26 protein-coding genes are annotated in these 22,046 nt (G+C 67.3%); 16 read left to right on the top strand and 10 right to left on the bottom strand.

What is annotated here, in order from left to right; all coding sequences use genetic code 11:
- The 4 genes from Q7J26_RS00285 to Q7J26_RS00270 all read right to left on the bottom strand — a co-directional run.
- Nucleotides 1-601, bottom strand: a 601-nt coding sequence (locus tag Q7J26_RS00285; protein WP_304934537.1) for a MotE family protein, incomplete at its 3' end; no start/stop codon positions are given.
- 17 nt (nt 602-618) lie between these two features.
- Complete coding sequence (locus tag Q7J26_RS00280) at nt 619-1,209, bottom strand: DUF6468 domain-containing protein (protein ID WP_304934536.1); 591 nt, start codon at nt 1,207-1,209, stop codon at nt 619-621.
- Nucleotides 1,209-2,249 (bottom strand): flagellar motor switch protein FliM, encoded by a 1,041-nt coding sequence (gene fliM, locus Q7J26_RS00275; protein ID WP_008260695.1) that lies wholly within the window; start codon nt 2,247-2,249, stop codon nt 1,209-1,211. The genes Q7J26_RS00280 and fliM overlap by 1 nt, the downstream gene beginning before the upstream one ends.
- A 2-nt stretch (nt 2,250-2,251) precedes the next feature.
- Nucleotides 2,252-2,923 (bottom strand): flagellar basal body-associated FliL family protein, encoded by a 672-nt coding sequence (locus Q7J26_RS00270; protein WP_304934535.1) that lies wholly within the window; start codon nt 2,921-2,923, stop codon nt 2,252-2,254.
- Between the two features lie 178 nt (nt 2,924-3,101).
- On the opposite strand from Q7J26_RS00270, the gene flgF reads away from it, so the two are divergent.
- The 8 genes from flgF (at nt 3,102) to Q7J26_RS00230 (ending at nt 9,457) form a co-directional block, all read left to right on the top strand.
- Nucleotides 3,102-3,842: a flagellar basal-body rod protein FlgF gene (gene flgF / locus Q7J26_RS00265; RefSeq protein ID WP_304934534.1), complete on the top strand. Its 741-nt coding sequence runs from the start codon at nt 3,102-3,104 to the stop codon at nt 3,840-3,842.
- A gap of 14 nt (nt 3,843-3,856) precedes the next feature.
- Nucleotides 3,857-4,645 (top strand): flagellar basal-body rod protein FlgG, encoded by a 789-nt coding sequence (gene flgG, locus Q7J26_RS00260; protein WP_304934533.1) that lies wholly within the window; start codon nt 3,857-3,859, stop codon nt 4,643-4,645.
- Nucleotides 4,646-4,648: 3 nt separating this feature from the next.
- Complete coding sequence (locus Q7J26_RS00255; RefSeq protein WP_304934532.1) at nt 4,649-5,260, top strand: flagella basal body P-ring formation protein FlgA; 612 nt, start codon at nt 4,649-4,651, stop codon at nt 5,258-5,260.
- Between the two features lie 11 nt (nt 5,261-5,271).
- Nucleotides 5,272-6,012, top strand: coding sequence for a flagellar basal body L-ring protein FlgH (gene flgH / locus Q7J26_RS00250; RefSeq protein WP_304934531.1), 741 nt, complete (start codon nt 5,272-5,274; stop codon nt 6,010-6,012).
- Between the two features lie 98 nt (nt 6,013-6,110).
- Nucleotides 6,111-6,581: a hypothetical protein gene (locus tag Q7J26_RS00245; RefSeq protein ID WP_304934530.1), complete on the top strand. Its 471-nt coding sequence runs from the start codon at nt 6,111-6,113 to the stop codon at nt 6,579-6,581.
- Between the two features lie 50 nt (nt 6,582-6,631).
- A complete protein-coding gene (locus Q7J26_RS00240; RefSeq protein ID WP_304934529.1) occupies nt 6,632-7,093 on the top strand; it encodes a hypothetical protein in 462 nt (153 codons plus the stop codon).
- A gap of 9 nt (nt 7,094-7,102) precedes the next feature.
- Complete coding sequence (locus Q7J26_RS00235) at nt 7,103-7,600, top strand: hypothetical protein (protein WP_304934528.1); 498 nt, start codon at nt 7,103-7,105, stop codon at nt 7,598-7,600.
- A gap of 63 nt (nt 7,601-7,663) precedes the next feature.
- Nucleotides 7,664-9,457, top strand: coding sequence for a DUF885 family protein (locus Q7J26_RS00230; RefSeq protein WP_304934527.1), 1,794 nt, complete (start codon nt 7,664-7,666; stop codon nt 9,455-9,457).
- Between the two features lie 180 nt (nt 9,458-9,637).
- Here the strand turns inward: Q7J26_RS00230 and Q7J26_RS00225 are convergent, their stop codons facing one another.
- From Q7J26_RS00225 to cysG, 5 genes are read right to left on the bottom strand one after another with little or no spacing between them, the layout of a single operon-like run.
- A complete protein-coding gene (locus Q7J26_RS00225) occupies nt 9,638-10,636 on the bottom strand; it encodes a cysteine synthase A (RefSeq protein WP_304934526.1) in 999 nt (332 codons plus the stop codon).
- 36 nt (nt 10,637-10,672) lie between these two features.
- The gene (locus Q7J26_RS00220) at nt 10,673-11,752 is read right to left on the bottom strand and encodes a phosphoadenylyl-sulfate reductase (protein WP_304934525.1); all 1,080 of its coding nucleotides are present in this window, start codon (nt 11,750-11,752) and stop codon (nt 10,673-10,675) included.
- On the bottom strand, nt 11,736-13,406 hold the full coding sequence (locus Q7J26_RS00215; RefSeq protein WP_304934524.1) for a nitrite/sulfite reductase: 1,671 nt from the start codon (nt 13,404-13,406) through the stop codon (nt 11,736-11,738). Before Q7J26_RS00215 ends, Q7J26_RS00220 begins: the two co-directional genes overlap by 17 nt.
- Nucleotides 13,406-13,681: a DUF2849 domain-containing protein gene (locus Q7J26_RS00210; RefSeq protein ID WP_304934523.1), complete on the bottom strand. Its 276-nt coding sequence runs from the start codon at nt 13,679-13,681 to the stop codon at nt 13,406-13,408. The genes Q7J26_RS00215 and Q7J26_RS00210 overlap by 1 nt, the downstream gene beginning before the upstream one ends.
- Nucleotides 13,678-15,063, bottom strand: a complete 1,386-nt coding sequence (gene cysG, locus Q7J26_RS00205; RefSeq protein WP_304934522.1) for a siroheme synthase CysG — start codon at nt 15,061-15,063, stop codon at nt 13,678-13,680. Before cysG ends, Q7J26_RS00210 begins: the two co-directional genes overlap by 4 nt.
- Nucleotides 15,064-15,188: 125 nt before the next feature.
- On the opposite strand from cysG, the gene gcvA reads away from it, so the two are divergent.
- From gcvA to Q7J26_RS00175, 6 genes are all read left to right on the top strand, one after another.
- Nucleotides 15,189-16,118 carry a transcriptional regulator GcvA gene (gene gcvA / locus Q7J26_RS00200; protein ID WP_304934521.1) on the top strand — a complete coding sequence of 310 codons (930 nt, stop codon included), beginning with the start codon at nt 15,189-15,191 and terminating at the stop codon, nt 16,116-16,118.
- 50 nt (nt 16,119-16,168) lie between these two features.
- Nucleotides 16,169-17,467 carry an adenylosuccinate lyase gene (gene purB / locus Q7J26_RS00195; RefSeq protein WP_304934520.1) on the top strand — a complete coding sequence of 433 codons (1,299 nt, stop codon included), beginning with the start codon at nt 16,169-16,171 and terminating at the stop codon, nt 17,465-17,467.
- A gap of 5 nt (nt 17,468-17,472) precedes the next feature.
- Nucleotides 17,473-18,204, top strand: a complete 732-nt coding sequence (locus tag Q7J26_RS00190; protein WP_304934519.1) for a 2OG-Fe(II) oxygenase family protein — start codon at nt 17,473-17,475, stop codon at nt 18,202-18,204.
- Nucleotides 18,201-18,725 carry a DNA-deoxyinosine glycosylase gene (locus tag Q7J26_RS00185; RefSeq protein WP_304934518.1) on the top strand — a complete coding sequence of 175 codons (525 nt, stop codon included), beginning with the start codon at nt 18,201-18,203 and terminating at the stop codon, nt 18,723-18,725. Before Q7J26_RS00190 ends, Q7J26_RS00185 begins: the two co-directional genes overlap by 4 nt.
- Entirely contained in the window at nt 18,725-19,567 is an 843-nt protein-coding gene (gene purU / locus Q7J26_RS00180) for a formyltetrahydrofolate deformylase (protein WP_304934517.1), read from the top strand. Before Q7J26_RS00185 ends, purU begins: the two co-directional genes overlap by 1 nt.
- A gap of 106 nt (nt 19,568-19,673) precedes the next feature.
- A complete protein-coding gene (locus tag Q7J26_RS00175; RefSeq protein WP_304934516.1) occupies nt 19,674-20,303 on the top strand; it encodes a fasciclin domain-containing protein in 630 nt (209 codons plus the stop codon).
- 181 nt (nt 20,304-20,484) lie between these two features.
- Here Q7J26_RS00175 and Q7J26_RS00170 read toward each other — a convergent pair whose 3' ends face one another.
- Nucleotides 20,485-20,808: a DUF1476 domain-containing protein gene (locus Q7J26_RS00170; RefSeq protein WP_304934515.1), complete on the bottom strand. Its 324-nt coding sequence runs from the start codon at nt 20,806-20,808 to the stop codon at nt 20,485-20,487.
- Between the two features lie 286 nt (nt 20,809-21,094).
- Here Q7J26_RS00170 and purC point away from each other — a divergent pair, with 286 nt between their 5' ends.
- Together purC and purS are read left to right on the top strand one after the other, a co-directional pair.
- A complete protein-coding gene (gene purC / locus Q7J26_RS00165; protein WP_304934514.1) occupies nt 21,095-21,853 on the top strand; it encodes a phosphoribosylaminoimidazolesuccinocarboxamide synthase in 759 nt (252 codons plus the stop codon).
- Nucleotides 21,853-22,046: phosphoribosylformylglycinamidine synthase subunit PurS (gene purS / locus Q7J26_RS00160; RefSeq protein WP_304934513.1), on the top strand; the 194-nt coding region annotated here is incomplete at its 3' end. The genes purC and purS, both read left to right, overlap by 1 nt.

Genomic DNA, 22,046 nt, shown 5'->3' with positions numbered 1-22,046 from the left:
GGAATCGGGCGGCCAGTTTCTCGGTCAGTTCCTTGGCCTGGGGCGCCGTCATCTGAGCCATGATGGCGGCCAGGGTGCGCGGACGCATGGCGGCGGCGACCGGCAGGCGGACCCGATCCTCCAGGGTGGCCATGACCGGCGCGGCCTCCTTGGGCCGCATGGCGGAATAGACCTGGACCAGGCGATCGATCTCGGCCTTTTCGCGCTCGTCGACCTGTCCCAGCATCTGATTCATCTCGGCCTTCAGCGCCGTCAGGGCCTGAACCTTGGCGTCCAGCTTCTGCTCGGCGGCGACCATCAGCGGCAGAGTGGTCGCGAAATCCTGGTCGCGCGCGTCCAGTTCGGTGCGGCGCGCCGACAGGGACTGGATGATCTTCAGTTCGGCCGGCGAAATGCCCGCCTGCTGGGCCAGTTGTTCGGGCGACAGGGCGCAGGTGCCGGGCAGGGCCGGCTTGGGCGGAGCGCCGGCGGCGGCCGGCGCCTCTTCCGCCCAGGCCTTGGCGCCTTCGAACAGGCCGGGGGCGACGCCGACGGCGCGCACCGCGACGACCCCGCCAATGGCGACGGCGATCAGGGGCAGAAGGCGGGGTATGCGAGCCATGAAATGGGGTTCCGAACTCAGGCGGCGAACAGATCGTCGTCGAGATTACGACGCGCGGCGTTGAGGCTTTGTTTGGCGGAATGGTTAGCGGAGCCGACAGAGGTCAGGGCCTGGACGATGGCGGCGACATTGTCGCGCCCCGCCGGCGCCCCGGCTCGCGCCGTCGCGGCGGGGCCGGACATGCCCTGAATGCGCTGGGCCAGGGCGGCCATGCGCCGGGCGCGCTCGTCATCATCATTGACCACGGCGGCGGGCGAAGGCGCGGGCACGACCGGGCGAACGACTTCGGGGCGCGGCGACGCCTCTTCCTGTTGCACCCGCCGCGGCGCCGCGGCGGGTGCACGCGCGATCAGGGTTTCCAGTTGTTGCTTGACCTCGCGCGCTTTGATGATGCGGTCGTGCAGCAGGTCCGTCTCCTGGCCCGAGGCGCGCAGGGTCGCCAGCGCGGCCTCGGCGCGACCGGCGGCGGCGTTCAGTTCCGTCACCGCCTGGGCGAAGGCGACCTGGCCGGTGCGCAGGGCCGCCAGCTTGCGTTCCAGCTTGATCCCGTAGCCCACCGCCGCGACGAGCAGCAGCATCAACACCGCATCCATGATCATGCCGGTCATCAGCGGGGTCCTCTTATGCGGGCGGCGATTTCAGGGTTCACCGGGCCTTCGATGCGGACGGCGATATGCTGCCCCTTGCGGCCCATTCGCCCCGTCGTCAGGGGGATGGCGCCGGCGCGGATCGAGACTTCCGAATCCGGCGTGGCGTTCAGCATCATCGTGTCGCCGACCTTCAGGTTCAGCACGGTGGACAGGGGCATCATCTGCTCGTCCAGCACGGCGCGCACCTCGGTCTCGGTCGTCCAGAGTTCGGTGGCCAAGTGGCCTTCCCAGATATTGTCGCGGCCGAACTTCTCGCCCATGAACTGCTGCAGCAGCATTTTCCGGATCGGTTCCAGCGTCGCATAGGGCAGCAACAGCTCGATTCGGCCCCCGCGGTCTTCCATGTCGATGCGAAGCTTGATCAGGATGGCGGCGTTGGCCGGCCGGGCTATGGCGGCGAAGCGCGGATTGGTCTCCAGCCGGTCCAGGTTGAAGGTGACGGGCGTCAGGGGTTCGAAGGCCAGGCGGGCGTCGTTCAGCACCACCTCCACCATCCGCTGCACCAGCACCCGTTCGATGGTGGTGTAGGGCCGCCCTTCGATCCGCAGCGCCGCCGTGCCGCGACGACCGCCCAGCAGCACGTCCACGATCGAATAGATCAGATTGGAATCGACCGTCAGCAGGCCGTAGTTGTCCAGCTCCTCGGCCCGAAACACCGCCAGGATGGCCGGCAGGGGGATCGAGTTCAGATAGTCGCCGAAACGGATCGACGAGATGTTGTCCAGCGACACCTCGACGTTGTCCGAGGTGAAGTTCCGCAGCGAGGTCGTCATCAACCGCACCAGGCGGTCGAACACGATCTCCAGCATCGGCAGACGTTCGTAGGAGACGAGCGCCGAATTGATGATGGCGCGTATGCCGGACTTTTCCGAACCGTCGTCGTCGCCCAGATCGAAGCCCAGCAGGCTGTCGATCTCGTCCTGGTTCAGGACGCGTTCGGACAGGGCGTCCGCGGGATCGCCCATGCCGCCGAAGGAATCGAGCGCCGTATCGGTCATGCCTACTGCACCAGCATTTCTTCGATCAGGACCGCGTCCACCTTGCCGGGCGCGGCGACCAGATTGACGCGGCGCAGGATCTCCGCCCGAAGCTGATAGGTGCCGGCCGAGCCGCTCAGATCCTCGGGACGCAGTTCGCGCACGAAGCCCGTAAACATGTCCTGCAGGCGCGGCATCTCGGACTGCAGATGCGTCGCCACCTCGGCGTCGTGCATCTCCAGCGTCAGCTTCAGCTTCAGGAAGGTCGGCCGGCCGTCGGCCGACTGGATGTTCATGACCATATCCGGCAGGGTGTAGAAGGTGACGCCGTCAGGCCCTTCGCTGATCTTGCCCAGGGCCGGATCAGCCTCTCCGCCTTCGGCCGGCGCGCCGTGACCGCCGCCCTCGGCCTTCTTTTCTTCCTTGCCGTGACCGCCCTTTTCCTCAGCCTTCTCCTCGCCGTGACCTGCGGCGGCGGCTTCCTCGCCATGCGCCTCGGCCGGCTTGGGCTTCATCAGGAAGAAGGCCGCCGCGCCGCCGCCGCCCAGGACCAGCACGGCCACGGGCACGATGATGAACAGGATCGGCAGCTTCTTTTTCTTGGGCGCGCCTTCTTCGCCCTCTGCGGCCTCCGTATCGGCGGGCGCATCGGCGGCGGCGTTCGGGTCGCCCTTCTTCTTGCCAAACTTGAACATGCGCTCGCCCCGGAGAATCTCATAGGGAGGATCGGCCCAGCTTGGTTAATGCGACGTTTACAAACGGCAGTTTTTGCCGGGCGTCACCGGCCTTCCGCCCCCTCAAACCGCCATTCCTGCTGGATTAACCCTGTTGGCACGGTCGTTGCGAGGGAGAAATCGAAGGAGCACGCCACTCGTGGAAAACGCCGCCTATATCGGATTGTCCCGTCAGATGACGCTGCGCCGCGAGCTCGACATCGTGGCCAACAACGTCGCTAACGCGAACACCACCGGATTCAAGGTCGAACAGCTGATGGTCGGGACGGAAGTGGGCCAGCGCGCCCGCAACGACTCCATCCGCCCCTCGGCCAGCTTCGTGCTGGACAACGGCGTGGGCCGCGACTTCGGCCAGGGCTCGATGTCCGAAACCGGCCGCCCCCTCGACTTCGCCATCGCCGGCGAGGGCGCCTTCTTCACCGTGCGAGACGGCGCGGCCGGCGAGGCCTACACCCGCGACGGCGCCTTCACCCTGGACCCGGAAGGCCGGCTGACCACCAAACAGGGTCAGGCCGTGCTGGGCGGCGGGGCGGAGATCGTGCTGGACCCCGCCCTCGGCGCGCCCTCCGTCGGCGCAGACGGCACCATCACCCAGGACGGCCAGATCACCGGCCGCCTGTCGGTCGTTCGTTTCGACACGCTCGGCGTGCTCGAAAAGGGCGGAGACGGCCTCTATCGCAACGGCTCGAACGCCCAGCCGGTCGAGGCCAACGACGTTCAGATCCATCAGGGATCGCTGGAAGCGTCGAACGTCAATTCGCTGACCGAGATCACCAATCTCATCGAGATCAGCCGGGCCTACGAAAGCATCACCCGAATGATCGAAAACACCAATGACCTGAGCCGTCGCGCCGTAGAGCGCCTCGGCAAGGCCGCTTAAGGGAGCACCCAGACATGCGCGCGCTCAGAACCGCAGCCTCGGGCATGGCCGCCCAACAGCTGAACGTGGAGGTCATCTCCAACAACATCGCCAACATGAATACGGTGGGCTTCAAGAAGCAGCGCGCCGAGTTCCAGGACCTGCTGTACCAGAACGTCGAACGGATGGGCGCGCAGTCGTCCAGCCAGGGCACCGTCGTTCCGACCGGCATCCAGATCGGCGCGGGCGTCAAGGCCGGCGCCGTCTATCGGGTGACCGAACAGGGCACGCCCCAACAGACCGGCAACGACTATGACATGGCGATCGACGGAAAGGGCTATTTCCAGATCACCCTGCCCTCGGGCGAGATCGGCTACACCCGCGCCGGCAACCTGCAGGTCAACCAGGAAGGCCAGATCGTCACCGACGACGGCTATGCGCTGGAACCGGCCATCACCATCCCCCAGGACGCCATCGACGTCACCATCTCCAAGTCGGGCCTGGTTCAGGTGACGCAGGACGGTCAGACCGCGCCGACCACGGTCGGCCAGATCGAACTGGCCACCTTCTTCAACGAAGCCGGTCTGGAAGCCATCGGCGACAACCTGCTGCTGGAAACCGCCGCCTCGGGCGCCGCCAATGTCGGCACGCCCGGCGACACCGGCTTCGGGCAGATCATGCAAGGCTACACCGAAGCCTCCAACGTCGATTCCGTGGCAGAGATCAGCGCCCTTATCATCGCCCAACGGGCCTACGAGATGAACTCCAAGGTCATCTCGACCGCCGACGAAATGCTGTCGGTGACGGCTCAGGTGAAGGGCTAAGTCATGACCCATATCCGTCGCGCCCTGGCTCTCGCCGCCGCTCTCGCCGCCTTTTCCAGCCCCGCATGGGCCGGACCGGTCTCGCTGAAGTCCAACCCTGTCGACGACGACGGCAATGTCACCCTGGGCGATATCTTCGACGGTGCCGGCGCGGCCGCCGGGGTGGTGGTCGCCCAGCGGGTCGGCCCATCTGTCGTGATCGAGGCCGGCCAGCTTCAGGCCCAGGCCCGCCAGGCCGGTCTGGACTGGACCAATCCCAACGGCCTGCGTCGCGTCGCCGTCCGCCGTTCGACCGGTCCGATTTCGGCCGCCGCCGCCCAATCAGATCTTCAGGCCCCCGCTCCTCAGAACCGACCCGCCTATCGTCCGGCCGGCGGCGGACAGCAGGTCATCGCTCGCAACGACATGGTGCGCGTCACCTATCAGGTCGGCGGCGTGAACCTGAGCATCATGGGCAAGGCCATGCGCAACGCCGCGCTGGGCGAACCCGTCGCCGTCCTCAACACCGCCTCCAACCGTGTCATCGACGCCGTCGCGTCCGGTCCGGGCCAGGCTGTCGCCGGCCCCGCCGCCGACATGGTCCGCACCACTCCTCAACAGTTCGCCGCCCGCTAGGGAAATCCGTCATGCGCAAGATCCTGATCGTCGCCGCCGTCTCCGCCGCCGCCTCGCTCGGCGCCTGCTCCACCGCCATCGAGGCCGTGCGCGGCCCTGAACTGGCCCCCATCGGTTATCCGGCCGCGCTTGTGCCGGTGCAGCAGGCCTATATGGCCGGCCCCGGCCTGCGCCAGGAGGCGACACCCGCCAGCGCCAACAGCCTGTGGCGCGCCGGGGCCCGCACCTTCTTCGGCGACCAGCGCGCGCGTCACGTCGGCGACATCCTGACGGTCAAGATCGACATCGACGACCGGGCCCAGACCCAGAATTCGACCCAGAGGGCGCGGTCGAACGACTCCTCGGCCGGGGTCTCCAACTTCTTCGGCCTGGAGAGCAGCCTGGGCCGGGTCTTCCCCGGCGGCTTCGACGCGGCCAACATGGTCGGGCTGGAAGGCGAGACCAACGCCTCAGGGTCCGGTTCGGTCAGCCGCTCGGAAAAGGTCTCCCTGACCGTCGCCGCCGTGGTCACCGAGGTTCTGGCCAATGGCAATATGGTGATCCAGGGTCGGCAGGAAGTGCGCACCAACCGCGAGGTCCGCGAACTGACCGTCGCCGGCATCGTGCGGCCCGAGGACATTTCGTCGGCCAATGCGATCAACCACACCCAGATCGCCGAAGCCCGGATCTCCTACGGCGGTCGTGGCGACATCAGCCGCATGCAGGCGACGCCGGCCGCCCAGAGCCTGGTGGAGCGGTTCAGCCCGTTCTGATTCACTGATGCCGCTCGGCCACAGGGCGACGGCGGCTCAAGCTTGGCCGTGAACCCTTAATGCGTAACCGCGTTTGTCCGTCAGACGCGAGTAATCCCATGTTCAAGGTTCTGATCCCCGCCGCCGCCGCCATCGCCCTGGTCGCCTTCGCCGCCAGGACTCAGAACCTTGACGCGTTCGCGTCCGTCCAGACGCCGACGATGGGCTGGCATCTGAGCCATGAGGGCGCGATGGCCAAGCTGGCCTATGGGGTCGAGAATTCCGACCAGTTGGCCCTGATGGTCACCTGTTCCCCCGGCGACGCGACCGCAGTCGTCTATGGCGACGTCCAGCCCGATACGCCGCGTCTGATCGCAGCCTCTCACGGCCCGACGCCCCTGGATCCCATGAGCGGCGGAGACGCGGTGGAAACCCGCCTCTCCCTGCAGGACGCCAGCCTGACCGGGCTGGCCTCGCGCGGCGCGATGCGCGTGCAGGGCGACGCCGGGGGGTTCGACCTGAAGGCGAGCCCGGACGAGCGTCGGATGATCGCCGGCTTCCTTTCCTATTGCGGATCGTCGCGCGCTTGACGAAATGGATGATGACGCCGCTTCGCGTCGCCATCAGCGGGGGCTGATCTATGAACCTTGTTCTTGTGGCCGCCCTGACGGCCGGCCTTCAGGCGGCCGGCCCGTCCGGGTCGCCGCCCTTGGCCTGGACCTGGACTCTTTACGAGGGCGAAGGCCCCGTTGTTCTGGCGAATGAAGTCACCGACACGCCGTCGCTGAGGGCCACGCTTCAATGCGCCCCGCAATCCAACGTCGCGACGGTCACTCTTTACGACACCAACGCCAAGTCCACCCCCGAGGCCCAACCCGGTTTCGCCCGGCTGACATCCGGCGCGGCTTCGACCACCAGCGCGGCGCGCATCGGGCGCGGCGGAAGGCTGGAGGTCACGCTGCGCACCGATCATCCCCTGTTCGCGGCCTTCGTCGGCTCTGGCGACATGGCGATCATGACCGGCGACCGAGCCGGCGCGGTCAAGGTCGAACGCCCCCATCTTGCCAAGCTTCGCCGCTTCGCGGATCGTTGCGCCGGATAGGAACCGATCATGCGTCTGCTGAAGCCCCTGTTGCCCCTGCTCGCCCTGTCGGCCCTGGCCGCCTGCGCCACGCCTGCGCCGGTCTCGACCTCCATGGCCGACGCCGGCGCCCCGGCGCCGACCCCGAACTATGACTGGTTCCTCAACCAGGAAGCCCGGGAAAACACCCTGGCCTACGGCGTCGCCAACAGCGACGAGGTGAAGCTGAAACTGTTCTGCGGCTCCGGCTCGGGCGCGCTGGATCTGGCGGCCGTACTGGAGAAGCCGTCGCGGCAGCTTCATCTGGAATCCGGCGGCGACACCGAACACTATCCGGCGACGTCCGAAGACGCCGGCGTCACAGAAGGCCACTATGCCGAGGCCAAGGCCCGCACACGCGACCCGGTCTTCCAGCGTTTTCGCCGCCTGGGTTGGATCGCCGTCTGGGACGGCGACGAAAGGCGGACCTACGCCGCCCATCCCCAGACCCGCGCCGACATCGAACGCTTCTTCGTCGCCTGCAACTGATCCCGACGGCTTGACGCGCCTCGCCCGCTCGGCTTGCCTGTGCAGGCTGTTCTGGAGGGCGTCATGAAGATCTCTTATCTGGCCGTCGCGGCCCTGCTCGCCGCGGGGTCGCCGGCGGCGGCCATGGCGCAAGTCTCGGCGACGCCTGCCCCCGCCGCCCTCGCCCCCAGTCCGGCTGACGCCGCCCTCGACGCCCTGATCGTCGATTATGAGGCCTATCTGAAGTCGATCGACCCCTTCGCCGCCAGCAGCGAGGGCGACGTCGAGGCCATGGGCCGGGTTCCCGACCTGTCGCGCAGCTTCGAACTGGCCCAGCGCGCGCCGCTGAAGGCCTTCGTCGCCCGGCTTGACGCCATCGACCCGGCAAGTCTTTCCCACGCCGGCGGCATCAACCTCGCCTTCCTGCTCTATACCCTGAACCGCAGCCTCGAGGGGCTGGACTACGACACCTCGCGCCTGGCCTTCGACAGCGAGGGCGGCCCCGGAACCTGGGCGCTCTATATGGGCGGCGGCACGCGCCTGAACTCAGTGGCCGAGGCCGAAGCCTATATCCGCCGCATACGGGCCTTCGGAAACATCTACACCCAGACCACGGACAACGCCCGGCGCGGCCTGGACACCGGCCTGGTCCAGGCTCGTTCCGTGACCGAAAGCGCCCTGGCCGGGGCGCGTAACGACGTGGCGATCGCGCCCGACGCGGAACCCTTGCTGAAACCCCTGACCACCCTGCCTCCGACCGTGTCTCAGGCGGACAAGGATCGTCTGACGGCCGAGGCGGCGGCGGCCGTGGCCCAGGCCATCGTCCCGGCTCGCCAGGCCTGGCTGAGCTTCCTCGAGACCGAATACCTGCCCAAGTCCCCGACGTCGCCCGGCCTGGGCGGGCGGCCCGGCGGCAAGGAAATGTACGCCTATCTGGTGCGCGGCCACACCACCACCGACCTGACCCCGGACCAGATCCACCAGATCGGCTTGTCCGAGGTCGCCCGTATCCGCGCCCGCATGGATGTGGAGATGAAGGCCGCCGGCTGGACCGGCGACTTCGCCGGTTTCCTGGCCTTCCTGCGCACCGATCCGCAGTTCTACGCCCAGACCCGCGAAGACCTGCTGGAGAAGGCGTCGGAGATGGCCAAGCGCGCCGACGGCGGCCTGCCGGCCCTGTTCGCCACCCTGCCCCGCCTGCCCTACGACGTGCAGCCGGTCCCGCCGCAGATCGAGGAAAACTACACCACGGGCCGCTACAACGGCGGCTCGATGCAGAACGGCGTCGCCGGCCACTACGTCGTCAACACGTCGAAGCTCAACCAGCGCCCGCTCTACGAACTGCCCGCCCTGACCCTGCATGAGGCGGTCCCCGGCCACCACATCCAGATCGCCTTGCAGCAAGAAGCCGAGGGGCAGCCCTATTTCCGACGTCAGGCCAATGTCAGCGCCTTCACCGAGGGCTGGGGCCTGTACGCTGAATATCTGGGCGAGGAGATGGGCTTTTACCGCACGCCCTACGAACGGTTCGGCCGTCTGTCCTACGAGATGTGGCGCGCCTGTCGTCTGGTCGCCGACACCGGCCTGCACTGGATGGGCTGGTCAGAGGAACAGGCCCGCGCCTGTTTCCGCGACAACTCGGCCCTCGCGCCCCACAACATCGAGACCGAGCTTCAGCGCTATATCGGCTGGCCGGGCCAGGCCACGGCCTACAAGATCGGCGAGATCCGCCTGCGCGAGATCCGGGCGCGGGCCGAGCGTGAACTGGGACCGAAGTTCAACGTCCGCACCTTCCACGACGCGCTGCTGACGGAGGGCCCGCTGCCGCTGGCGCTGCTGGACCAGCGCATGGACGCCTGGATCGCGGAGGAGAAATAGCCGTCACCTCCCCGTTCGCGAAGGCGAATGGGGAGGACAGGCGATCGCGTCAGCGAGCGCCAGGTGGGGGCGACCCGGTGTCAGACGCTGGCGTAGTCATCACCATCGTCGGAGTCGCCCCCTCCTGGTCGCTACGCGACCGGTCCTCCCCATTCGCCTTCGCGAATGGGGAGGTGAGTCCTAAACCCACTCCGGAACCGGCAGCCCCTTCGACGTCAGGAACTCCGGATTGAACAGCTTCGACGCATAGCGCGAGCCCGGATCGCACAGGCAGGTGACGATGGTCTTGCCCGGCCCGATCTCGCGCGCCAGCCGCACGGCGCCGGCGACATTGACCCCGGCCGATCCACCCAGCGACAGGCCTTCGTACCTCACCAGGTCGAACAGGATCGGCAGGAACTCCGCGTCATCGATCCGGTAGGCGTGGTCAGGCTTGAAGCCGTCCAGATTGCCGGTGATCCGCGCCACCCCGATCCCCTCGGTGATCGACGAGCCCTCGCCCGTCATCTCGCCCTTGGTGAACCAGTTGAACATGGCCGCGCCGGCCGGATCGGCCAGGGCGATCTTCACCTCCGGCTTGCGTTCGCGCAGATAGGCGGCGACGCCGGAAATGGTGCCGCCCGAGCCGACGGCCGAGACGAAGGCGTCCACCGCGCCGCCCGTCTGGTCCCAGATTTCCGGACCGGTCGTCGTGTAGTGGGCGTCGCGGTTGGCGGTGTTGTCGAACTGATTGGCCCAGATGGCGCCCGCCTCTTCGCTATCGTTCAGCTCGGCCGCCAGACGCCCGGAATAGTGGACGAAATGGTTGGGGCTGGAGAAGGGGGCGGCGTCCACCTCGACAAGGCGCGCGCCCAGCGAACGGATGGCCGACTTCTTCTCTTCCGACTGAGTGCGCGGGATGACGATGACCACCGGATGGCCAAGAGCCGCGCCGACCAGGGCCAGGCCGATGCCGGTGTTGCCGGCCGTGCCCTCGACGATGGTCCCGCCGGGCTTCAGCGCGCCGGACGCGCGTGCGCCCTGGACGATGGACAGGGCCGCGCGGTCCTTGATCGAGCCGCCGGGGTTCATGAATTCGGCCTTGCCCAGGATTTCGCAGCCGGTCTCGTCGGACAGGCGATTCAGGCGGACCAGCGGCGTATGGCCGATCAGGTCAATGACGGACGGTGTGACAGACACGGTTCAGCTTTCAGGCGAGGTCGAACGAATGGGGGATCAGGCCGCGACCTGACGTCGCCCTAGGTGGATGCCGCACTCGACCTTGTCCATCCCCGACCAGCGTCCGGCGCGCGCCTCTTCGTCATCCTGAACCGCACGGGTGCACGGCCAGCAGCCGATGGAGCGATAGCCCTGCTCGACCAGGGGATGGCGCGGCAGGTCATGCGCCTCCAGCCAGGCCTCGACGTCCTCGGCGTCCCAGTCCGCCAGCGGATTGATCCGGAGCACCCCGTCCAGCACCTCGAACGGCTTCAGTTGGGCGCGCGTCGCGGCCTGGTAGCGTTTGCGCCCGGTAATGACGGCGTTGAAACCCACCGTGGCGCGGGCCAGGGGCCGCACCTTCCTCAGGTCGCAGCAGGCGTCGGCGTTGGTCCGCCACAGGTCGTCGCGGGCGTCCAGGCTTGCCTTCTCGTTCGCGTCGGGCGTGACCAGCCGCACGTCGGTCAGACCCAGGGCCTTGGTCAGCTGGGTGCGATAGGACAGGGTCTGGAGGAAATGCTGGCCGGTCTCCAGGAAGACCACCGGCACGTCCCGGTCCGTCTCGGCGACGATGTGCAGCAGAGCCGCCGACTCAGCCCCGAACGAAGATATGGCCCCGACTCGCAAGCCCAGGGCCGGGTCGAGCGCCGCCTTCAGGATCTCGGAGGCGTCCTTGCCCTCGGTCTCGCGGTTCAGCCGGTCGGCCAGAGCTTGCAGATCAGGGTCGTTCGACGCCGCCCGCCGCCTTTGCCAGATGGTGGGCGCCGGATCGACCGCCGGCTGATAGGAGCCGCTGAACGCCTGGTCCATCCGCGCCCACGCCGCCGTGTCCGCGCCCGGCGCCAGTTCGACCGCGTCAAAGCCCGATCGCCGCAGGTGCCGCGCCTGGTCCGGCAGGACCTTGCCCGCCGCGATCAGCCGCCCGGCATAGCCCCGCTCGCGCAACACCGCCGCCAGCGAGAAGCCGCGCCCGTCGCGAAAGGCGTCGAACTCCAGCACCAGGACGTCGGTCGCGGCGGCGGCCGTCTCGACCTCTTCCAGCGGCGTCGTGACCGACAGACGCGGTCCGTTCTGGACCCCCTCAAGCGTTTGCAGCATCGAGCGTCTCATAGATGGCGTCGCGGAAGGGGTCGGGACCGACGCGGCGCACCGTGTCGATGAACCGCTCGCCCTCGGCGCGGATTTCAAGATAGCGGTCCAGGGTCCGCTGGATGGCGGGCGCGACCTCGTCGGCGGGCAGGCTCTTGCCGACGATATCGCCCAGGGCCGCCTGTTCGTCGGGCGAACCACCGACGGTGATCTGGTAATATTCCTCGCCCTTGCGGTCCACGCCCAGCACGCCGATGTGGCCGACGTGGTGGTGGCCGCAGGCGTTGATACAGCCGCTCATATTGATCCGGACCGGCCCCAGCCTCTCCTGGTAATCCATGTCGGCCAGCCGCTTCGACAGGGCCTGGGCGACCGGAATCGACCGGGCGTTGGCCAGGCTGCAGTAGTCCAGGCCCGGACAGGCGATGACGTCCGTCGCCAGATCGGCGTTGGCGGTCGCCAGCCCCGCCGCGTGCAGCGCCCGCCACAGCGCCGGCACCTCGTCCAGCTTCACATGCGGCAGGACCAGATTCTGCTCGTAGGCGGCGCGCAGTTCGTCGAAGGCGTAGCGCTCGGCCAGATCCGCCACCGCGTCCATCTGGTCCGCCGTGATGTCGCCCGGCACCCCGCCGACCGGCTTCAGCGACACCACCACCGAGGCATAGCCCGCCTGACGATGACGCCGCACATTGTTCCGCGCAAACCGGGCGAAGTCCGGATCGGCCAGCAGAGCGCGGTCGAACGGGGCGCTGGCCTTGGGCAGGTCCTCGAACGGCGGCGGGGCGAAATAGGCCTTGATCCGCTCGGCCTCGTCTTCCGGGATCCGCAGGTCTTCGTGACGCAGGGTGGCGTAGTGCTTGTCCACCTCCTCGCGGAAGGCCTCCAGCCCGACCGAGGCGACCAGGATCTTGATCCGAGCCTTATGAATATTGTCGCGCCGTCCCAGCAGGTTCCAGGCCCGCAGGATGGCGGTCAGATAGGCCAGCAGGTCCGCCGCCGGCACGGCCGAAGCGATCTCCTGCCCGATATGCGGCAACCGCCCCTGCCCGCCGCCGACGAAGACGCGGAAGGCGGTCCCGCCATCCGCGCCCTTCACGATCTGGAGGCCCACGTCATGGGTGCGGATCGCCGCCCGGTCCTTCTCGGCCCCGATCACCGCGATCTTGAACTTGCGCGGCAGGAAGCTGAACTCCGGGTGGATGGTCGACCACTGGCGGATGATCTCGCACCAGGGGCGAGGATCCTCGATCTCGTCGTCGGCGGCGCCGGCGAAGACGTCCGTGGTGGTATTGCGGATGCAGTTGCCCGAGGTCTGGATGGCGTGCATCTCGACATCGGCCAAGTCGCTCAGGATCGCCGGCAGGTCGGTCAGGGCCGGCCAATTGTACTGGATGTTCGTCCGCGTGGTGAAATGGCCGTAGCCCTTGTCATAGGTGCGGGCGATATGGGCCAGCTGGCGCATCTGGCGGCTATTGAACGTCCCATAGGGAATGGCGACCCGCAGCATATAGGCGTGGAGCTGCAGATAGACGCCGTTCATCAGCCGCAACGGCTTGAACTCGTCCTCGGTCAGGGCGCCGGACGCGCGGCGCGCCACCTGGTCCGAAAACTCCTCGACCCGTTCACGCACCAGGGCATGGTCGAACTCGTCATAGCGATACATCAGCCCACGCCTCCCGCGACGCTGTGGCCGACGGTCGGTCCGGCGGAGCGAATCCGCTCCTTCAGCCGGTCACGACCCGAGGGGACATGGTCCTGCACCTCGACCAGATAGGGGTTCACGAAGACGTCCGGTCGGCCGGCCACCTCGGCCAGCACGGTCTCGGCCGTCGTCTCGTCCAGCACCGAGGCCTGGTCGATGCCCTCGACCGGCTGGCCTCCGACGCCCGCATAGATGACGCGGCCGTCTGACAGGCGGTTGGCCGTCACGATCTTCACGCCGCCACCTCCGCCCGCTCGTCCAGCTGGGCTGCCGAAAACGCCGCCGTCTCGCCGACGAACAACAGGGCCGGACCGTTCAGGTCGGCGCCGCGCACCAGGGCGCCCAGCCCGTCCAGACGGCCGGTCAGTACGCGTTCGTCCGGCCGACTGCCGTTCTCGACGACGGCGACCGGCGTCGAGCCGAGACGGCCGGCCGCGATCAGTTTCGCCGCCGTCTCCTCGGCCCGGTCCACGCCCATATAGATGGCCAGGGTGTGGTTGGGCGCGGCCAGCCTGGCCCAGTCGGCGTCGCCCCCGCCCGGCTTGGCCTGGGCCGTCACAAAGGTCACCGCCTGGGCGTGGTCGCGGTGGGTCAACGGAATCCCCGCCGAGGCCGCACAGGCCAGGGCCGCCGTCACGCCCGGCACCACAAAGACCGCCACACCGGCCGCCCGCATGGCCTCCAGCTCCTCGCCGCCGCGCCCGAAGACAAACGGATCGCCGCCCTTCAGCCGCACGACCCGGTGGCCGGCGCGAGCCTCCTCGATCATCAGCGCCTCGATCTGGTCCTGGGGCACCGAATGTTCGCCGCGCGCCTTGCCGACATACAGGCGTTTGGCGTCGCGCCGCGCCCGCTCCAGCACGGCGTCCGGCACCAGACGGTCGTGAATGATGACGTCGGCGTCCTGCAACACCCGAAGCGCCTTCAGCGTCAGCAGCTCCGGATCGCCCGGCCCCGCTCCGACGATATGGACCACGCCCTGTTCCGGCGCGGCCGAGTTCAGCAGTCGCAGCATTTCGCGCCGCGCCTCGGCCGTGCGGCCCGCCGCGGCCAGGTCGGCCGCAGGCCCCCGGAACGCCTTCTCCCAGAACCGACGCCGGGCCATGAAGTCGGGCACAGTGGCCTTGACCGTGTCGCGCAGCTCGCGCGCCAGCCGGGCTACATTGGCCAGACCGGCCGGCAGCACGCCCTCGATGCGTGAGCGCACGTCACGCGCCAATATGGGCGCCGATCCACCGGTGACGACCCCGATCACCACCTCGTCGCGGTCGATCAAAGCCGGGGTCTGGAAGTCGCTCAGATGGGGCTTGTCGACCACATTGACCTGCGCCCCCGACGCCCGGGCCAGAGCGCCCAGCCGTGCCAGTTCATCCGCGTCATCCAGCGCCATGAACACCAGTCGCGCGCCCGCCAGATCGCCGGCGTCCGGCGTGCGCAATAGTGGCGTCGGTGCGGTCAGGGGCGTCTCCATCCGGGGCGGGGCCCCGTCCGGCGTAAACCACAGCAGCTCGGCCGGTGTGTTCAGAAACAGTCGCAGCTTCGCCAGCGCCGGCTCTCCGCCGCCGATGATCACGATCTTTGCGGCCTCCAGCGGGATGGCGGCGAGAAATACACGCATGGGTCTTGCTTTCGGGGTCGCCGGGAGAGGGAACAGGGACGACGTCAGGACGCGGACCTTCGGCTTCTGCATCCACAGCCGCAAACCAGATTGCCTTTGGCGCGCTGATAGGATTTCTAACGGCGATGGCCCGTTCCCTGCTCCCGCTCAACGCTCTCCGCGCCTTCGAGGCCGCCGCGCGTCACCTGAATTTCTCGCGCGCCGCCGACGAACTATCAGTCACGCCCGGCGCCGTCAGCCAACAGATCCGCCTGCTGGAAGACATCGTCGGCGGCCCCCTGTTCGTGCGTGAGGCGCGCGGGTTGCAGCTTACCGACCTCGGCCGCTCCTCCGTGCCCCTGTTGCGCGAGGGGTTTGAACGGCTGATGGACGCCTCGGCCTTGCTGCGCGAACCGCCCCGCCGCCGCCAAGTGTCGATCAGCGTTGCGCCCGGCTTCGCCTCCAAATGGCTGATGCCCCGCATGGACGACTTTCACACCGCCCATCCCGAGATCGAACTGTGGATCTCGGCCGATATGGAGCCGGCCGACCTGACCGAGGGCAAGGTGGATCTGGCCGTCCGCTACGGCCCCGGCGACTATCCCGGCCTGACGGTGGACCGGCTGATGACCGAGACGGTCCTGCCCGTCTGCGCTCCCTCTCTGATGGACGGCGAACACCCGATCCGCACGCCCGCCGACCTGATGCGCCACACCCTGCTGCACGACATGTCCAACGACGGCGACCCCAGCCGCCCCGACTGGGCCATGTGGCTGAAGGCGCGCGGGGTGCGCCATCCCGACCCGCGGCGGGGTTCGCGTTTCAACCAGTCGGGCCTGCTGATCGAGGCCGCCATGGCCGGCCGCGGCGTCGCCCTGGCCAAACGCACCCTGGCCCAGGCCGACCTGGCCTCGGGCCGCCTGGTCGCCCCCTTCCCCGACGGCTCGGAAGCGGTCGGCTTCGCCTATTATGTCGTCCAGCCCCGCGACCGCCCGCCGTCACCCAGCGCCACGGCCTTCGTCGCCTGGCTGAAGCGGCAGGCCGTGGATCACGACAATACGATGGGGCAGCTTTAGATCGCCGCAAACCTTGACTCCGGAGGCGGCCGGACCGACACGACCGCCCCATGATCACCCGCTATTCCCGCCCCGCCGCCGCCGCCATCTGGTCGCAAGAGACCAAGTACCAGATCTGGTTCGAGATCGAGGCCCACGCCGCGACCAAGATGGCCGAGCTCGGCGTCATCCCCCAGGATGCGGCGGACGCCATCTGGGCCAAGGGCGAGCACGCGACCTTCGACGCCGATCGCATCGACGAGATCGAACGCACCACCAAACACGACGTCATCGCCTTCCTGACCCATGTGGCCGAGATCGTCGGCGACGAGGCGCGTTTCCTGCACCAGGGCATGACCTCGTCGGACGTGCTGGACACCTGTTTCGCGGTTCAGTTGGCCCGGTCCTCGGACCTGCTGATCGACGGCGTGGACCGGGTTCTGGCCGCACTGGAGACCCGCGCCAAGGAGCATAAATACACCCCGACCGTGGGCCGCAGCCACGGCATCCACGCCGAGCCCGTGACCTTCGGCCTGAAGCTGGCCGGCTATCACGCCGAGTTCCAGCGCGCCAAGCGCCGCCTGATCACGGCCAAGGAAGAGATCGCCACCTGCGCCATCTCCGGCGCCGTCGGCACCTTCGCCAATGTTGATCCGGCGGTTGAGCAATATGTCGCCGACAAGATGGGCCTCCAGGTCGAGCCGGTCTCGACCCAGGTCATCCCGCGCGACCGCCACGCCGCCTTCTTCGCCGCCCTGGGCGTCGTCGCCAGCTCTGTCGAACGCCTCGCCGTCGAGATCCGCCATCTGCAGCGCACCGAGGTGCTGGAAGCGGAAGAGTTCTTCGACAAGGGCCAGAAGGGCTCGTCGGCCATGCCGCACAAGCGCAACCCGATCCTGACCGAGAACCTGACCGGCCTGGCCCGTCTGGTCCGTTCGGCCGTGACCCCGGCGATGGAAAACGTCGCCCTGTGGCATGAGCGGGACATCAGCCACTCTTCAGTCGAGCGCGGCATCGGCCCCGACGCCACCATCCACCTGGACTTCGCCCTGCACCGCCTGGCCAATGTGGTCGAGCGGCTGAACGTCTATCCCGAGAACATGCAGGCCAACATCGACCGCCTGGGCGGTCTGGTGCATTCGCAGCGGGTCATGCTGGCCCTGACCCAAGCCGGGATTTCGCGCGAGGCCGCCTATGCCGCCGTGCAGGAGAACGCCATGAAGGTCTGGCGCGGCGAAGGCGCCTTCCTTGATTTCCTGAAAGCCGACGAGCGCGTCACCCTGCCCGCCGAACAGCTCGAAGCCCTGTTCGACCTCGGCTACCACACCAAGAATGTGGACGTGGTGTTCAAGCGGGTGTTCGGAGACTGAGGCCCATGACCGAGCGCACGATCCGGCTCAATCCCCGGCTCGATCCCCGCGACTATTCGGCGGCCTATGCGCGCGACGGCATGGTGCAGGTGCCCGACCTGCTCGACGAAGCGAGCGCCGAATGGCTGGACCTGGCGCTGGAGCATGACACCCCCTGGCATCTGTCCTTGAAGACGCCGGAGGGCGGCAAACTATTGTCGCCGCAGGAGATACAGGCCCTGGGCCGTGAGGCCCTGAACACGCAGGTTCAAAGGGCCCTAATTGAGGGACGAGACGGCTTTTCCTTCATCTATTTGGCCTATCCCATCATCAAGTCTTTTCTGACGGGCCAGGAACCCGGCCACGCCACCCATGCGCTGCTCCAGTTCTTCAACGACATCCCCTTCGTCGAGTTCGCCAAGGCGGTCACCGGCGAAACCGGCGTGACCAAGATCGACGCCCAGGCGACCTGGTTCCGCCCGGGTGATTTCCTGACCCTTCACGACGACACGGGCGAAGGGGAGCGGCGCGCCGCCTATACGCTGGGCCTGTCGCGCGATTGGCGGTCCGACTGGGGCGGCCAGTTGATGTTTCATGACAATGCAGGCGACATCGAGCGGGGCTTCAAGCCGGGTTTCAACGTCTGGACGGTGTTCAAGACGCCGCGCATGCACTCGGTTGCGCCCGTCGCCGCCTACGCAGGCGGCAAACGTCGCTCGATCACCGGCTGGCTGCGCGACGACCCGCCGGTCAAGTGACGGGGCGGCGCCCCGCTGAACGCAGTCGCGGCTTTCCCCCCGTCGTCGACGCCCACACCCGGCTTCTGATCCTCGGCAGCCTGCCCGGCGATGCCTCGCTGAAGGCGTCCCAGTATTACGCCCATCCGCGCAACGGCTTCTGGCCGCTGATCGGCGGCGTGCTGCACGAAGCCCTGCCCGCCCTGCCCTATGCCGACCGGCTGGATCGACTGAAGGCGCGCGGCGTCGGGCTGTGGGACGTGATCGCCTCGGCCCAGCGCTCCGGCAGTCTGGACGCTGCGATCCGATCCCCCGAGGCCGCCGACTTGCGCGGCCTGATCAAAAGCCTGCCCGAACTGCGCGCCGTCGCCTTCAACGGCAAGCTGGCGGCCAGGCTGGGCCGGCGCATCCTGTCCAATCTGGATGGATTCGAACTGATCGATCTGCCGTCCTCCAGCCCCGCCCATGCAATATCCTTGTCGGCAAAGGCGAACAGCTGGGCCATACTAGGCGACTTTCTGCCTGAAAAGCCTGCCGCCTGATGATCCTGACCCTTTCCTGCCCCGACCGCCACGGCATCGTCGCGGCCGTGTCCGCCTTCCTGTTGGAGCGGGACGCCAATATTTCCGACGCTCAGCAGTTTGGCGACGCCTCCAGCGCCACCTTCTTCATGCGGGTGGTGTTCGAACCGGCGGACGGCGACCCGGAGGCGGCGATCCGCGCAGCCTTTACGCCCCTGGCCGAGCGGTTCGCCATGGACTGGACCCTGCGCGGGCCGGCGCCGCGCAAGGTGATGATCCTGACGTCCAAATTCGATCACTGTCTGGCGGACCTGCTGTATCGCTGGCGGATCGACGAACTGCCGATGCAGGTGACGGCGATCGTGTCGAACCACCCGCGCGAGCAGATCGGTCATGTCGATCTGGGCGACCTCCCCTTCCACCACCTGCCGGTCAGCGCCGCCGACAAGCCGGCGCAGGAACGCGAACTGCTGCGCCTGATCGAAACGACAGGGACCGAACTGGTCGTCCTGGCGCGCTATATGCAGATCCTATCCGACGATCTCAGCCGCCGACTGGAGGGGCGTTGCATCAACATCCACCACTCCTTCCTTCCCGGCTTCAAGGGCGCCCGCCCCTATCATCAGGCCCACGCGCGGGGGGTGAAGGTCATCGGCGCCACGGCCCACTATGTTACGCCTGACTTGGACGAAGGCCCGATCATCGAACAGGATGTAGAGCGGATCAGCCACCGCGACACGCCCGAAGATTTGATCCGTAAAGGGCGTGATATAGAGCGTCGAGTTCTCGCACGTGCGGTGCGGCGACACCTGGAAGACCGCGTTTTGCTGCACGGCACAAAGACTGTCGTATTCGAAGACTGAACGGTCAAGCTGCGCCATCTTGTCACGCCGCACGCATCCTTTAGGCCACCCCGAACGTAACCTAGTCGTGACCGCCCCAGCGCGGACCAATAGGGAACGAAACACCATGACCAAGATTCGCACGCTCATGCTCGTCGCCGTATCCGGCGGCGCTCTGATGGCGCTCGGCGCCTGCAACAACAACGAAGCGGCGGCCCCGGCCGAATCCACCGCCATGGCGCCGGCCGAAGGCACGGCCATGGCCCCCATGGCGGCCGACCCCATGGTCGGCGGCGCGGCCATGAGCCCGAACGAAACCATCGTCGCCAATGCGTCCAAGGCCTCGAACCTGTCCACCCTGGTGGCCGCCGTTCAGGCCGCAGGCCTGGTCGAGACGCTTCAGGGCCCCGGCCCCTTCACCGTCTTCGCCCCGGACAACGCCGCCTTCGACAAGATCCCCGAGGCGACTCGCACCGCCCTGATGCAGCCGGCGATGAAAGACGATCTGACGAAAATCCTGACCTATCATGTGGTCGCCGGCCGTCTGACCGCCGCCGACATCGCCGCCCAGGCCCAGGCCAACGGCGGAACCGCGACTCTGGAGACGGTCCAGGGCGAGGAACTGAAGGTCGCAGCCGGCCCGAACAACACCTGGGTCATTACCGACGCCAAGGGCGGCACGTCCACCATCACCCAGGCCGACGTGGCCCAGTCGAACGGCATGGTCCATGTCGTCGATACGGTTCTGATGCCCTAAAAATAATTTCGGCCCGCCCGGAACGGGCTGAAACCAAATCCGGCGTCTTGTGTTCTTCAAGGGCGCGAGACGCACAGTACGCCGGGTGAGACATCCCCCAACGTCCCCGGCAAAAAGAAAGGGCCGCACTTTCCCCCGGGTGCGGCCCTTTCGAATTCTCACATTGCCCGAAGGCCAGATCCTATTCGCCGGCGCGGATCTGCTCGCGGGCGATGGAGGCCAGTTCGTCGATCTTGGAGCGGATTTCGCCCTCGGACACCGACAGGCCCGAGGCTTTGAAGTCGCCGGCGACCTTGCGGAACACGTCCTCGTCGCCCGGCTGCTCCATATCGGCGCGCACGATGGCCGCCGCGTACTGGTCGCTGCTTTCAGCCGACAGGCCCATCTTCTCGGCCGCCCAGTGGCCCAACATCCTGTTGCGCCGGGCGATGGCCTTGAATTCCTGCTCCTGATCGAGGGCGAACTTGGCCTCGTAGCCTTTTTCCCGATCGTCGAAGGTCGTCATGTCGCTCAGCATAGCTCCGAACGCCCCGCTAACCTCGGGGCAAGCGCCGTCTATAGCCCGACCGTGTCTGAACGCAACATGACTTCCGTCGCATCCGCGCGCTGCGCCCGCCCACACAACCGTTTCGCCTCATTTGTATCGGAGGCCGCGTTCGGCTAAGGAGTCGCCGAACGAGATTGACTGCCCGAACGATTCCAAAACGCGCCGCCAGGACCGGGTCTTCCCCTTTCCATTATGGCCGCGCGATTTTTGTTTCTGGAGGGCGCCCGTAAGCCGGGACCGGAATATGAACAGCAAGCGCAAGAAAATTTACGAAGGCAAGGCCAAGATCCTGTACGAAGGACCTGAGCCCGGCACCCTGATCCAGTATTTCAAGGACGACGCCACCGCGTTCAATGCGCAGAAGAAGGCGGTCCTCGAAGGCAAGGGCGTGGTCAACAACCAGATCAGCGAATTCATCATGTCGCGCCTGAACGGCATCGGCGTGACCAACCACTTCATCAAACGTCTGAACCTGCGTGAGCAGCTGATCCGTGAAGTCGAGATCATTCCGCTGGAAGTCGTCTGCCGCAACATCGTCGCCGGCTCGATGAGCCAGCGCCTGGGCATCGAGGAAGGCACGCCCCTGCCCCGCTCGATCATCGAATTCTACTACAAGAAGGACGAGCTCAACGACCCGATGGTCACCGAAGAGCATATCACCGCCTTCAACTGGGCCTCGACCCAGGAACTGGACGACATCCTGGCGATGACGGTTCGGGTGAACGACTATCTGTCGGGCATGTTCGGCGCCGTCGGCATCACCCTGGTCGACTTCAAGATCGAGTTCGGCCGCATCTGGGAAAACGACTTCAGCCGCGTCATCCTGGCCGACGAGATCAGCCCCGACTCCTGCCGTCTGTGGGACGCCGCCACCGGTGAGAAGATGGACAAGGACCGGTTCCGCCGCGACCTGGGCAATGTCATCGAATCCTACACCGAAGTCGCGCGTCGCCTGGGCATCATGAAGGGCATGCCCACGGTGATCCAAGGGGGGCTGCATTAATGGCTAAGGTCAAGGTTCACGTCTTCCTCAAGCCCGGCGTGCTGGACGTCCAGGGCAAGGCCGTCGAAGGCGCCCTGCACGGTCTGGGCTGGGCCGGGGTGTCCGACGCCCGTGTCGGCAAGCTGATCGAATTCGATCTCGACGGCGCCGCGGATCCGGCCGCCGAGGCGAAGAAGATGTGCGAGCAACTGCT

Origin of the sequence: Brevundimonas sp. (genome assembly GCF_030656255.1) — a bacterium.
Classification (GTDB): domain Bacteria; phylum Pseudomonadota; class Alphaproteobacteria; order Caulobacterales; family Caulobacteraceae; genus Brevundimonas.
Note: the sequence above shows the minus strand (reverse complement) of the source record. Positions and strands in the feature narration are given on the sequence as shown.

What these genes read in the sequence shown, in the direction of transcription:
- Q7J26_RS00235 (WP_304934528.1), top strand. Translation starts at nt 7,103, where the DNA reads ATGCGTCTGCTGAAGCCCCTGTTGCCCCTGCTCGCCCTGTCGGCCCTG.
- purC (WP_304934514.1), top strand. Translation starts at nt 21,095, where the DNA reads ATGAACAGCAAGCGCAAGAAAATTTACGAAGGCAAGGCCAAGATCCTG.
- Q7J26_RS00280 (WP_304934536.1), bottom strand. Translation starts at nt 1,209, where the DNA reads ATGACCGGCATGATCATGGATGCGGTGTTGATGCTGCTGCTCGTCGCG.
- flgH (WP_304934531.1), top strand. Translation starts at nt 5,272, where the DNA reads ATGCGCAAGATCCTGATCGTCGCCGCCGTCTCCGCCGCCGCCTCGCTC.
- gcvA (WP_304934521.1), top strand. Translation starts at nt 15,189, where the DNA reads ATGGCCCGTTCCCTGCTCCCGCTCAACGCTCTCCGCGCCTTCGAGGCC.
- Q7J26_RS00230 (WP_304934527.1), top strand. Translation starts at nt 7,664, where the DNA reads ATGAAGATCTCTTATCTGGCCGTCGCGGCCCTGCTCGCCGCGGGGTCG.
- Q7J26_RS00220 (WP_304934525.1), bottom strand. Translation starts at nt 11,752, where the DNA reads ATGCTGCAAACGCTTGAGGGGGTCCAGAACGGACCGCGTCTGTCGGTC.
- Q7J26_RS00255 (WP_304934532.1), top strand. Translation starts at nt 4,649, where the DNA reads ATGACCCATATCCGTCGCGCCCTGGCTCTCGCCGCCGCTCTCGCCGCC.
- Q7J26_RS00170 (WP_304934515.1), bottom strand. Translation starts at nt 20,808, where the DNA reads ATGACGACCTTCGACGATCGGGAAAAAGGCTACGAGGCCAAGTTCGCC.
- purB (WP_304934520.1), top strand. Translation starts at nt 16,169, where the DNA reads ATGATCACCCGCTATTCCCGCCCCGCCGCCGCCGCCATCTGGTCGCAA.
- Q7J26_RS00190 (WP_304934519.1), top strand. Translation starts at nt 17,473, where the DNA reads ATGACCGAGCGCACGATCCGGCTCAATCCCCGGCTCGATCCCCGCGAC.
- Q7J26_RS00245 (WP_304934530.1), top strand. Translation starts at nt 6,111, where the DNA reads ATGTTCAAGGTTCTGATCCCCGCCGCCGCCGCCATCGCCCTGGTCGCC.
- purU (WP_304934517.1), top strand. Translation starts at nt 18,725, where the DNA reads ATGATCCTGACCCTTTCCTGCCCCGACCGCCACGGCATCGTCGCGGCC.
- Q7J26_RS00175 (WP_304934516.1), top strand. Translation starts at nt 19,674, where the DNA reads ATGACCAAGATTCGCACGCTCATGCTCGTCGCCGTATCCGGCGGCGCT.
- Q7J26_RS00270 (WP_304934535.1), bottom strand. Translation starts at nt 2,923, where the DNA reads ATGTTCAAGTTTGGCAAGAAGAAGGGCGACCCGAACGCCGCCGCCGAT.
- Q7J26_RS00240 (WP_304934529.1), top strand. Translation starts at nt 6,632, where the DNA reads ATGAACCTTGTTCTTGTGGCCGCCCTGACGGCCGGCCTTCAGGCGGCC.
- cysG (WP_304934522.1), bottom strand. Translation starts at nt 15,063, where the DNA reads ATGCGTGTATTTCTCGCCGCCATCCCGCTGGAGGCCGCAAAGATCGTG.
- flgG (WP_304934533.1), top strand. Translation starts at nt 3,857, where the DNA reads ATGCGCGCGCTCAGAACCGCAGCCTCGGGCATGGCCGCCCAACAGCTG.
- Q7J26_RS00215 (WP_304934524.1), bottom strand. Translation starts at nt 13,406, where the DNA reads ATGTATCGCTATGACGAGTTCGACCATGCCCTGGTGCGTGAACGGGTC.
- fliM (WP_008260695.1), bottom strand. Translation starts at nt 2,249, where the DNA reads ATGACCGATACGGCGCTCGATTCCTTCGGCGGCATGGGCGATCCCGCG.